The organism is bacterium (genome assembly GCA_037127815.1).
Taxonomy (GTDB): Bacteria; Patescibacteriota; Minisyncoccia; order Phycocordibacterales; family CAIZLB01; genus CAIJKW01.
The window spans coordinates 122,270-133,959 of record JBAXXP010000002.1 but is presented as its reverse complement, the minus strand read 5'-3'; the positions used below and the strand labels follow the sequence as shown (position 1 = coordinate 133,959).

Sequence of the window (11,690 nt, the reverse complement as noted above, 5' to 3'; positions counted from 1 at the left end):
AATTTTGGTATAATTTAGGTAAGTTATTTATGAACGATGAATTAAATCAGCAGAAAAAATATCAGGGTAATTATGATAATGATTATAAAGATAGTATAAAAGCTATCTCGGATATTGCTGATAATAATTTGTTAAAATATTCACCAGTAGAGGATCCTAAATACATGAATCTTGGGGCGCCAAGGGAGAGAGATGAGCAAGACGTTACACACCATAAAAATAATATGGATGCACTATGCAAGAATTGTTCTGTTGCAGATCTGGCAACTCTAGGTTTTACTGCTAAGAAAAATGATGAATATGTGTTTGCTAAGAAAAAAACAGGACCCATTGCTGGTTTTTTTGCAAAATATTTTAATTTGTATTTCCATGGTCCACATTTTAAATTAACAAAAACAAGCGGTTTAAATTCTCATGGAACCTTCGCTAAAATAAAATGGGGAGCGGTGATTGTTATTCTTGCTGTCTCTGTGTCATCATTTCTGACTCAATCAGTTTTATACCTTAAGGATTTTTTTGTAGGCAACAGCGCTATTGCTGTAAACATTAATAATTCAAATAATGTTGCTGGTATGAGTGCAGCTACAAAGTCAGGGGAAGCGAGAGGTTCAGATGATGGAACTGATGTAAACGGAAGTTCAACCAGTCAAAAAATTGGAAACGCTAGCGCTTATAGACTAAATGACGTAGCACATTTTCCGTCTCTTTCAGCAAAATCTTTTTTAGTGGCAGACCTCGTTACCGGTGAGACTATAAAAGAAAGCCAAGATGTCGGTGTCTATCCTTTGGCCTCAGTTTCAAAATTGATGACTGGTGTTATTACGTATCAACAAATGGATCCAAAGTCTATGGCTACAGTATCTAGGAGTTCATATAATACATTTGGCACAGAAGGGGAGTTACTTTTAGGTGAGTCAATTAGAGTTAGCGATTTAATGTATCCGCTTCTAATGGAGTCAAGCAATGACGGAGCCGAGGTATTAGCTGATTCATTTGGTCATGATAAGTTCATGTCAGAAATGAATAAGAAGGCCATTTCTTTAGGTATGGCTGATACTTATTATAATGATCCAAGTGGTCTTGATCCAAAAAACGTCTCAACCGTTGATGATCAGTTTAAGCTAGCAAAATACATTTATGAAAATACTCCAGTTATATTTGATTTAACAAGAGTTAGGCAATTTGAAATTTTAAATCACAGATGGTATAGCAAGAATGCTATGCTTAAGATGGATTCATTTCTAGGGGGAAAGAATGGTTTTATCGATGAATCAAAACAAACTACAACCTGTCTATTTGATGTTCAAATGGCTAAAGGTGGAAAGAGAAAGGTTGCAATAATACTATTGAGAACAAGTGATAGGGAAGGTGACGTCGTAAAGATTCTGAATTTCCTAAAAAAGAATGGATACTACAATATTGCACCAGAACCTATTGCAAAGTAATATATCACATGTGATATATTGGATTTGACACATAAAACCAAATAAGTTAAAATATAAGAGTCAGAGAAACAAGGTCCTTGAAAATCTCACCACCCTTCCAGAAAAGGTTAGATTACAAGGCCTTTTTCTATACCTATAAATAGTGCAGACCAAGACAGTCCAAGTAATCCAATTTTTTCAGGGGGGATGAGTTAGCAATGAGCTGACAATGTATACTTAGTCAGTGTACATCTAAGGTCCCCCTTAATTACAAACCAATATGTTTAAAGCAATAGGTTTGGTTGTCTTGCTCATTGCAGTTCGAGTCTTAATGCCAGGCGTCTTTGGGGCGATGGATGAGGCTGGTACAAAGTTCTTTCATGCGATTGGTCGCACTGCTGACATGGTTGATCCTGCTAATTTTAAAACACAAAGGTCCCTAAATACAGCTGGTATAAATTATATACCAAAACCCGCACCGCTCGTAAACAGCTTTCAATAGCACTTCGCACAACCGCTCCAATATGGGGCGGTTTTTTATACATACTTATATTCTGCTTAAATAAACAATATAGCCTTCTCTGGTAAAATCGCTAAAAATGTTGTATGCTGTGCATCAATTATGTCTATTATATTAATAAGTCTTTGTGCGTGTATATTTACTGTCCTTGGCGGCCTTTTTGCTTTAAGGTTCAAGGATAAGCTCCATTTAATTATCGGCTTTAGTGCTGGTGCAATTTTAGGTGTAGCTTTTTTCGATTTAATACCTGAAGCTATTATTCTTTCTGGGGATGTATTTGGTGTTGCTCGCGTTATATCAGTGGTAGCACTTGGTTATCTTGTCTACTTGCTGGCCGATAGATTTGTTATTTCTCATAATCATAAAACTGGCGAGTATTGTGAATGTGAAGAGGAAATTGAATTGGATGATGATGTATTGGAGGAATATAATAATCAGGATTGTTGTTGTGGTCATGATCATGATGTTAGCGATAGTCATGATGACCACCTCGATGAGGAGGAAAATGAAGGTGAACATGACAATAATCGATCAGCTCATGAAAAAAGAAAGGGTATGCTTGGTGCATTAAGCCTCTCCGTTCATAGTTTTATAGATGGTATTTCTATTGGTATTGCTTTTCAGGTTTCTCAAGCTGTTGGAATCATTGTTACTATTGCAGTTTTGATTCATGATTTTTCTGATGGGTTAAATACTGTAAACATGATTCTTAAAAATAATGGCAAAAGAAAAGAGGCATTGAAATGGCTTGCGATTGATGCTATCGCTCCTGTGCTTGGAGTTTTATCTACATTATTTTTTACAATACCAAAGAGTACACTCGGATTAATTTTAGCGATGTTTGCCGGCTTCTTTATTTACATTGCATCAAGTAATATGATTCCTGAGAGTCATCATGAACACTCAACTAAGTGGACTACTGTAATGACAGTTCTTGGTATGGTGGTTTTGTACACGGCAATAAATTTGGCGGGCATGTAAATTAGAGTGTGCTCATGTCTGGGGTCAGGCACCATGATGCCTGACCCCAGACAACCAGACAAACAATGAATAAAAACTTCTCATTTAAAATTGAAAAAGAATTGGAGCAAGGCACGATGGCTCGTGCTGGTGTTATTCATACGCCCCATGGAGATATCAAAACTCCTGCATTTGTTACTGTTGGAACAAAAGCAACAGTTAAGGCTATTCCACCAGAGATGCTAAAAGATTTGGGTGCACAAGTTGCTCTTGCAAATACATATCACTTATATTTACAGCCAGGCGAGGCTACAATAAAGAATCATGGGGGAATTCATAAGTTTATGAATTGGCATGGTCCTACAATGACAGACTCCGGAGGCTTTCAAGTTTTCTCATTAGGTAGTGCATTTGGTAAGGGTATAACAAAATTAATAAAAGGCAGAAATGCTAATAAAAATTTTGGATCAGATTATGAAGATGAAATTCCGCTTCCTGAAAGAACAGAGTTGTCTAAATTAGATACTGAGGATCATGTTATGAAATCGGCAAAAATTGATGCACAGGGTGTAATGTTCAGATCGATAATAGATGGAAGCTCACATTATTTTACTCCTGAAAAATCTATTCAAATTCAAAATGATATTGGGGCTGACATAATTTTTGCTTTCGATGAATGTACATCTCCACATGAACCTATTCACTATCAAGCAGAGGCGTTAGACAGAACCCATAGATGGGCAAAGCAATGTCTGGCCTATCATATAAAAAGTGGTTATGCAGAGGGCCAGGCTCTTTTTGCGGTGGTTCAGGGCGGAAGACACGAAAGTTTGCGTAGAGAGAGTGCTAAAGCATTAAGTGAAATGAATATTGACGGTGAGCATTTTGATGGATATGGGATTGGGGGGTCATTTGATAAAGAAGATATGTCTACAGCAGTCGCATGGGTTAATAGTGAATTACCAAAAGATAAACCAAGACACTTGCTTGGAATTGGTGAACCGGAGGATTTATTTAATGCGGTAGAAAATGGTTGCGATTTATTTGATTGTGTTATGCCAACAAGAAACGGTAGAAATGGATCAATCATTACCTCATCCGGTAAAATAAATATTTTAAATACAGAATACAGGGAAGACTTGCGTCCAATAGAAGAAGGTTGTGATTGTTATACTTGTAAAAATTATACAAGAAGTTATGTAGCCCATTTGTTTCGTGCAAAAGAAATGCTTGCTGGAACATTAGCTAGTGTTCATAATTTATATTTTTTAATACACTTGGTAGACAGAATGCGTCAGTCAATTTTAGATGGAAACTTTAAGGAGATGAAGGAGGATTTTTTGAAGGGGTACAATTCTAAGTAATTAAACGAAGCTAATTTCAAGTTCCAGCCCCGCCGGCCCTATAGCCGGCGGGGCTGTTTTTTTATTATGTAATCCAGAAATCGCTGGACAGTTTTTATGCTATTTTATAAAGGCTTGACAAAATAGATACTATGCTATTATGTACAAGTCGATAAACGAATATACGTCTAGTACGTAGATAGATATCGTCAAAAGCCCTGACAGAACGGTCCGTCCGACTGTTAGGTAGGTTAGTAAAGCCAGTCGAGTTCAGAGCGGAATCCCTGAACAATAGCCGTAAGGGCTACGACAACAACGGCGTTAGATGTCCAAATACAATAGCGGGTGGGCGTGTGTAAATGTCCACGGGCCCAAACCAACTCGAAATTGTAAAGTAAAGAGAATGATCAATTCTTGTTTTGTTCTTCAAGATAATGCTATGTGACGTTAGTAGCTAGGATACAATTAACTCTGAGGTAGGTACCTTTATATGTAAAACTATCCGAATCATAAACCTGGATGATATTTGGTTGCGCCCTGCGCACTTCATGTTTATGGAAAGAGAACAACTACCTGGTCGGTCTTGCGCAAGCAGGGCCGGCCTTTTTTTTGTTTTTTTGAATCCAGTGTGTTATATTGTTGATATGAATACTCTAACTAAAGGATCATTCAGACATATTGTTTTTAAAGATGGTGACACATGGTATGCTGTCGCCCTTGAATTTAATATAGTCGAATCTAGTGATGACCCAAAATTAGCCTTCTTTAATTTACTTCAAGCTGTGAGCGGATATATTGAATCTGCAAAAAAAATAAAAGGCACACGTTTTCACTCGCTAAATCAAAAGACAGATGAGGAGTATGAAAAACTTTGGTCATTTCTTAATACTACAAAAAAGACAAATTCGTCAAAATCTATTAAGTCTCCATATTTGGTGAATATGTACGGAGTTTCAAAAATCTAATGTCAAAAAACTACGTCAATTGGACATTTAAAGATGCTGAATCTTTTCTAAAAGAGAATGGATTCAAACTGAATTATACAAATGCAAGTCATTTTTATTATATTGGAAACTATGAGGGTATATTGAGAAATGTGTGCATTCCATTCCATGGAAGTAAGGCTATAAAACCAAGAACTTTAAAGGGAATTATTCTTCAATCGGGAATAGATAAGAAAAAATGGTTTAATTTTTAAGGATCTATAATATAAATGTATGAAGAAAAATATGGATAAAAATGAGAAAAATTCAAGATCTTCAAAAAGCGTTAAAAACTCGGAGGTTTTTCATCTATCTACAGAATACACTCCAGCCGGTGACCAACCAGAGGCGATTTCTAAATTACTGACTGGGCTTAATAAAGGCTTAAGATATCAAACTCTATTTGGTGTTACTGGATCAGGAAAAACCTATACGATGGCAAATGTTATTGCAAAGGTGGGGAAGCCTACGCTTGTAATCGCGCATAATAAAACTCTAGCAGCTCAGCTTGCTCAAGAATATAGGGAGTTTTTTCCAAATAATGCGGTTCACTATTTTGTATCATATTACGATTATTATCAGCCTGAAGCCTACATTTCATCATCGGATACCTTTATAGAAAAGGAGGCACAGATCAATGAAGAAATTGAGCGTCTTCGTCACGCTTCAACTCAGGCATTATTAACTCGCAAAGATGTAATTATTGTTGCTTCTGTTTCTTGTATTTATGGCTTGGGTTCACCAAAAGAATATGAGAAAGTAAATTTCAAAATTGAGCAGGGAATGAAGGCCGATAGATCTGAGTTTGTAAGACGTCTTGTTGGAATGTATTTTGAAAGAACAAATGCAGATTTAAACCCAGGAACTTTTAGAGCTGTTGGGAATTTTATTGAAGTAATGCCTGTTAGTGAGAGAGTTGTTTATAGAGTGAAGATTGAAAAAGATTTGGGACAATTGGAAGGAGGCTTGGCTGGAAGTATGGCAGGAGGAGAAATAGTTTCTGAAATTATTATCATCGATGCTATCACAAGAAATATAATAGAAGAGACAAAGAGTTTGTTTTTGTTTCCTGCGAAGCACTTCGTCACACCAGAGAATGAAAGAGCTCGTGCTGTTGCTGATATTAAAGCAGAACTTGATAAGCGCCTGAAGGAACTTGATAAGGAAGATAAAATTATTGAAGCGGAAAGACTTAGACGTAGAACTACTTATGACCTGGCTCTTATAAAAGAAGTTGGATATTGTAATGGAATTGAAAACTACTCTAGGCACTTTTCTGGAATGGCCATCGGGGAAGCACCAGATACTTTGCTTTCATATTTTCCACACAATGAGGATGGATCACCTGATTTTCTAACGGTTATTGATGAGTCTCACGTTGCCGTATCACAGCTAAATGGAATGTATGCCGGGGATGCATCTCGTAAAAAGAATTTGATTGATTACGGATTTAGGCTTCCAAGTGCTGCTGATAACAGACCGTTGAAGTTTTCTGAATTTGAAGAGAGAGTTGGTCAGGTTATTTTTACAACAGCAACGCCAGGTAAATTTGAACTTGAACATAGTGATCAAATTGTTCAACAAATCATTAGACCAACCGGACTAATTGACCCCGTGCTTATTGTTAAACCCGTTACAGAGATTTTAAAAGTTAAGGGTGCAAAAGGACCAGATGGAAAAAAGATCGATGGAAACACAGGGCAGATTTTTGACTTTATTGAGGAAGCAAAAAAAGTTATCAAGAAAGACCAGCGTGCTATTGCGACAACTCTGACTAAAAAAATGGCAGAGGACTTAACAGAGTATTTGAAAGAACAGGGAATTAAAACTAATTATATTCACAGCGATATTCTAACATTGGAGCGAATTCAAATTTTGACCGATTTTAGACGTGGTGTCTTTGACGTTCTTGTTGGAGTTAACCTATTACGTGAGGGTCTAGACTTGCCTGAAGTTTCTTTGATTGGAATTTTAAATGCTGATAGAGAGGGATTCCTTCGTTCAGAATCTGCGTTGATTCAAACTATCGGGCGTGCTGCAAGAAATGTTGATGGTAAGGTGATTTTGTATGCTGATCAAATAACAGGGTCAATGGATAGGGCAATGAAAGAAACTGAGAGAAGAAGAGAGATTCAACTTGCATATAATAAAGAACATGGAATTACTCCAAAAACTATTATAAAAAGAATTAATGATATTACTGATCATATAAAAAGCGAGCATCAAAAGACAGTTGGAAATCTTTTGCTTTTGGATGAATTGGAGTTTGCGAAGAATCCAGATAAATTGATTAAGTCTAAGGAAAAGCAAATGGAGGAGGCTGTTAAAGAATTGGATTTTGAAACGGCAGCAATACTCCGTGATGAGATAAAAGAATTATCTGAGCGTGTGATGAAGAAGCAGAAGAAGGAAGACAAAGAAAAGCGAGATGTGAACAAAGGATCACGCGCAAGAAAACAAATGTTGCAATAGTCGTAGACTGCTTGAGTAGTTGCAAAGGCCCCGGCGGAAAATTCCGCCGGGGCCTTTGCTTGCCAACCCACTTTTTTTATGTTATTTTTTGCCTATCTGCTAAAGTAGGCAGGATGTCCTTTTTGTATAGAAGTTATAAATCAGAAACCACAAACCAGAAAACAAGACAATGGCAAAAGTAGCAAAGAGAGCAGCTCTTTCCTTCGCAGGACCTCCGGGTTGCGGCAAGGGAACACTATTCAAGTTTATCGTTGAGCCGTTTTGCAGAAAAGCGGGTGTCAGGGCGATTTTAATCCCGACTAGTGATGAAATCAGGCTCTACAGGGACGAACACCCAGAGGAATCAGATGGAATTATGCGTGACATGAAGGCGGGACGTTTGGTTGAAGATGGTATATCGAACCAAGCTCTAATCAACGGTGCTTCAAAAGTCATCGACGGTCTTAGAGCTGAGGATTTCAATGGTGATTGTTTGTTTGTACTCGATGGCTCCCCGAGGACCTTGGGGCAAATCAATACATCGGTATTCACCATGATGAGTATTTTGAATGTAGCTCCGCCTGAATACATGACTGTCTTTTTCACGACTCCGCATTATTTGTGCGGACACCGTATCCACGGACGTGGTCGTGAGGATGATCTCGATGAAGATGCGTTTATTACGCGCTGGGAGCAATACTTTGGAAAAACTGAACCCGCAATCAAAACTTTGAAGAATTCCGCCAAGGACTTGGGGATTGAGTATCGTGAGATTGATGGCCAGCTGAGCAAGAAATCTGTCAATTTGTATCAACGTATTCTTTTCAACAAGATGTGGCCGGAGTACTTCCGAGGATGATTGTGCTTGAATTTTCCAACCTTCTGCCCGGCAGACCCCCTTCGGGGTCTGCCGGGCATTTTCTTTGCCAACACCCTTAAAATACTCTATACTACCCATAACGGCCAAACGCCGGTTTTTGTCGTATCGTATTTTATAAACAACATAAATACACACAATAAAAACCGTCTAAAACCTAATAAAAACATGACAAAATCATTAAATAATGCTGAAGATAAGCCTAAGAAAAAGAGCCTAAAAAGCCCTGTTGTTAGTGGTAAGTCAAAACAGCTTGCGGATAAAATCGCTAAAAATAATCCCAGTGCAGCAATAAAAACAGGAGCACATATAGGTACCCTTGTTCATGATATAAATCATGGGGCGCATTATGGCACTCCGAACAACCCAACTCTTACTGGAGATATAATAAGCATAAGAGGTGCCAGAACTCACAATCTTAAAAATATCACAGTTGATATGCCAAGAAATAAAATGGTTGTAATCACAGGGCTATCTGGTTCTGGAAAATCATCTCTTGCATTTGATACAATTTTTGCAGAAGGACAACGTAGATATATTGAATCACTTTCTTCATATGCCAGACAATTCTTACGTCAATTACAAAAGCCAGATGTAGATGAGATTATTGGACTTTCTCCTGCAATTTCTATTGATCAAAAATCAAGATCAAATAATCCTCGCTCAACTGTAGCAACTATCACAGAAATCTATGACTACCTTAGAATTCTTTTTGCAAGAATTGGAAAGCCTCATTGTCTAGAATGTGGAAGAGAAATTAAAAAACTTTCTAAAGAAGAAATACTTACAACGATTTTCAATACCGTATCAACTGATGCAACAAAGAGTCAAAGTGTAATGGGAATAGATATCGATAAAGCAATGTTCAAAATTTATGCACCTGTTGTAATTGGAAGAAAGGGTGAATATTATCAAATGCTTTATGACCTTCTTGGAAAGGGATATGAGGAGGTGAGAGTTGATGGTGTTATAAAAAATCTCCGTCAACAAATTATTCTATCAAAAACAAAGAAGCATAATATCGATGTTCTTGTTGATCAATTCTATATTTCAGAAATTGGCGATAATTCAGCAAGCTTTAGAGAACGTCTTAACGAGGCCGTAGAAAAGGCATTACAAGAAGCAGATGGTCTTATAAGAATAATAAGTGACGCTGATGAAGCAATAGCCAATAGTACAACCGTAGTTGGACCAAATGGGGAAGTAAAAGCAAAAAAGAAATCTAAACCAAAGGGGGATGCTGCTGAGGCTCAAGTTGGCCACTTAATTTCTTCAAAGTTTATGTGTCCACACGATGGATTCTCATTCCCAGAAGTTGAACCTCGATTATTCTCTTTCAACTCTCCATATGGAGCATGTCCTGAATGTAATGGTCTAGGAACTCGAGAATTTTTTGTTAAGGATCCTTGTAAGGTTTGTCATGGAGCGCGTCTGCGTCCTGAAGCTCTTCACGTTTTTTTGAAATCAGCTACAGAAATGGATTCTGTAATTGATACTCTTGGAGTAGATAGAAAGGATAAGAAGAATATAAATGTTGTTGATTTAACAAAGATGACAATTCAAAATTCTATTAAATTCTTTGAGACAATTCCACTTACTCAAACGGAAGAAGAAATTTCAAGAATTGTTATTAAAGAAATTGTCTCAAGATTAAAATTCATGGAGAATGTTGGAATAGAATATCTATCGCTTGATAGACGTGCTAACACACTCTCTGGTGGAGAAGCACAACGTATAAGACTTGCATCACAATTAGGATCTGGTCTTGTTGGAGCAATGTACGTATTAGACGAGCCTACAATTGGACTTCACCAGCGTGATAATGACCGTTTAATTAAAACACTTTTACAGCTGCGTGACATGGGTAACTCTGTGATTGTTGTTGAGCATGATGAAGATACAATCTTTGCAGCAGACTACCTAGTTGATATTGGGCCTGGTGCTGGAGTTCATGGTGGGCACGTTGTTGCTGCTGGTTGGCTTGATAAGCTATTAACATCAAAAACAAATGAATCAAACTCAGTAACTCTGGAGTATCTAAGGGGAGAAAAGGTTATTGAGCTTCCAGAAAGAAGAAGAGATGAAAATAACGGCTGGATAAAAATCGTAGGAGCTACAGTTAATAATATTAAAAATCAAAATGTTGATGTACCACTTGGTAGAATGACATCGGTAACTGGAGTTTCTGGATCAGGAAAATCAACTTTTGTTTATGAAGTTTTGCACAAGAACTTGCTTGCTCGCCTTGATCGTGATCATAGAAGTGCAAACATTTATAATTGTGCAAGCTTCTCTGGAACAGAATATTTGGGAAGAACTGTTTTAATTGACCAATCTCCAATCGGAAGAACACCAAGATCAAACCCTGCAACATATACAGGTGCCTTCACTCACATTAGAGACTTGTTTGCAGAGACAATAGAATCTCGTGCTAGAGGGTGGAAATCAAGCCGTTTCAGTTTTAACGTTAAAGGAGGGCGATGTGAAAACTGCCAAGGAAATGGAATGATAGAAGTTGAAATGCATTTCCTTCCAACCGTGTACGTAACATGTGATATATGTAATGGAAAGAGATTCATGAAAGAAACTCTTGAGGTTAAATATAAGAATAAAAATATTTACGATATTCTGAGAATGACCATTGAAGAAGCTATTGTTTTTTTTGAAGAGGTTCCATCAATTTATGATAGACTAAAAACTTTACAAGAAGTTGGTCTTGGATATTTAGAGCTTGGACAATCTGCAACAACACTCTCTGGTGGAGAAGCACAGCGTGTGAAAGTCTCTGCAGAACTTTATAGAGAGCATATTCAAAAAACAATTTATCTTTTGGACGAACCTACAATTGGTTTGCATTATGAGGATGTTCGTAAATTAATAGAAATTCTTAAGCGCCTTGTGAGAAAGGGAAACACGGTTGTTGTGATTGAACACAATATGGATATTATAAAATGTTCAGATTATATTATCGATATTGGCCCAGAAGGCGGGGACAAGGGTGGTAAGATTGTCGCCGTTGGAACTCCAGAGGAGGTAGCTAATAATACAAATAGCTATACAGGACAACACCTAAATATGGTTCTTAAGAAGTGGCATAAATAATTGAGTTGAGGTTAGGCGCCACGGGGTCTG

Annotated in this window: 9 protein-coding genes; all 9 read left to right on the top strand. The window is 37.4% G+C overall.

Annotation, left to right across the window (positions count from 1 at the left end):
- Positions 1 to 29: 29 nt before the first annotated feature.
- Complete coding sequence (locus WCQ00_02475) at positions 30 to 1,445, top strand: serine hydrolase (protein ID MEI6042410.1); 1,416 nt, start codon at positions 30 to 32, stop codon at positions 1,443 to 1,445.
- Between the two features lie 259 nt (positions 1,446 to 1,704).
- Positions 1,705 to 1,926: a hypothetical protein gene (locus tag WCQ00_02470; protein ID MEI6042409.1), complete on the top strand. Its 222-nt coding sequence runs from the start codon at positions 1,705 to 1,707 to the stop codon at positions 1,924 to 1,926.
- Positions 1,927 to 2,046: 120 nt separating this feature from the next.
- Entirely contained in the window at positions 2,047 to 2,925 is an 879-nt protein-coding gene (locus WCQ00_02465) for a ZIP family metal transporter (GenBank protein MEI6042408.1), read from the top strand.
- A gap of 65 nt (positions 2,926 to 2,990) precedes the next feature.
- Positions 2,991 to 4,268 carry a tRNA guanosine(34) transglycosylase Tgt gene (gene tgt / locus WCQ00_02460; protein MEI6042407.1) on the top strand — a complete coding sequence of 426 codons (1,278 nt, stop codon included), beginning with the start codon at positions 2,991 to 2,993 and terminating at the stop codon, positions 4,266 to 4,268.
- Positions 4,269 to 4,891: 623 nt separating this feature from the next.
- On the top strand, positions 4,892 to 5,212 hold the full coding sequence (locus WCQ00_02455; GenBank protein ID MEI6042406.1) for a hypothetical protein: 321 nt from the start codon (positions 4,892 to 4,894) through the stop codon (positions 5,210 to 5,212).
- A complete protein-coding gene (locus tag WCQ00_02450) occupies positions 5,212 to 5,445 on the top strand; it encodes a type II toxin-antitoxin system HicA family toxin (GenBank protein MEI6042405.1) in 234 nt (77 codons plus the stop codon). The genes WCQ00_02455 and WCQ00_02450 overlap by 1 nt, the downstream gene beginning before the upstream one ends.
- A gap of 31 nt (positions 5,446 to 5,476) precedes the next feature.
- The gene (gene uvrB, locus WCQ00_02445) at positions 5,477 to 7,702 is read left to right on the top strand and encodes an excinuclease ABC subunit UvrB (GenBank protein MEI6042404.1); all 2,226 of its coding nucleotides are present in this window, start codon (positions 5,477 to 5,479) and stop codon (positions 7,700 to 7,702) included.
- Positions 7,703 to 7,871: 169 nt separating this feature from the next.
- A complete protein-coding gene (locus WCQ00_02440; protein MEI6042403.1) occupies positions 7,872 to 8,540 on the top strand; it encodes a nucleoside monophosphate kinase in 669 nt (222 codons plus the stop codon).
- Between the two features lie 186 nt (positions 8,541 to 8,726).
- Entirely contained in the window at positions 8,727 to 11,660 is a 2,934-nt protein-coding gene (gene uvrA, locus WCQ00_02435; protein MEI6042402.1) for an excinuclease ABC subunit UvrA, read from the top strand.
- The last annotated feature ends 30 nt before the right edge of the window (positions 11,661 to 11,690 follow it).

Bases quoted from the DNA above. Each gene is read 5' to 3' on its own strand.
- WCQ00_02475 (MEI6042410.1), top strand. From the start codon at position 30: ATGAACGATGAATTAAATCAGCAGAAAAAATATCAGGGTAATTATGAT.
- WCQ00_02470 (MEI6042409.1), top strand. From the start codon at position 1,705: ATGTTTAAAGCAATAGGTTTGGTTGTCTTGCTCATTGCAGTTCGAGTC.
- WCQ00_02465 (MEI6042408.1), top strand. From the start codon at position 2,047: ATGTCTATTATATTAATAAGTCTTTGTGCGTGTATATTTACTGTCCTT.
- tgt (MEI6042407.1), top strand. From the start codon at position 2,991: ATGAATAAAAACTTCTCATTTAAAATTGAAAAAGAATTGGAGCAAGGC.
- WCQ00_02455 (MEI6042406.1), top strand. From the start codon at position 4,892: ATGAATACTCTAACTAAAGGATCATTCAGACATATTGTTTTTAAAGAT.
- WCQ00_02450 (MEI6042405.1), top strand. From the start codon at position 5,212: ATGTCAAAAAACTACGTCAATTGGACATTTAAAGATGCTGAATCTTTT.
- uvrB (MEI6042404.1), top strand. From the start codon at position 5,477: ATGGATAAAAATGAGAAAAATTCAAGATCTTCAAAAAGCGTTAAAAAC.
- WCQ00_02440 (MEI6042403.1), top strand. From the start codon at position 7,872: ATGGCAAAAGTAGCAAAGAGAGCAGCTCTTTCCTTCGCAGGACCTCCG.
- uvrA (MEI6042402.1), top strand. From the start codon at position 8,727: ATGACAAAATCATTAAATAATGCTGAAGATAAGCCTAAGAAAAAGAGC.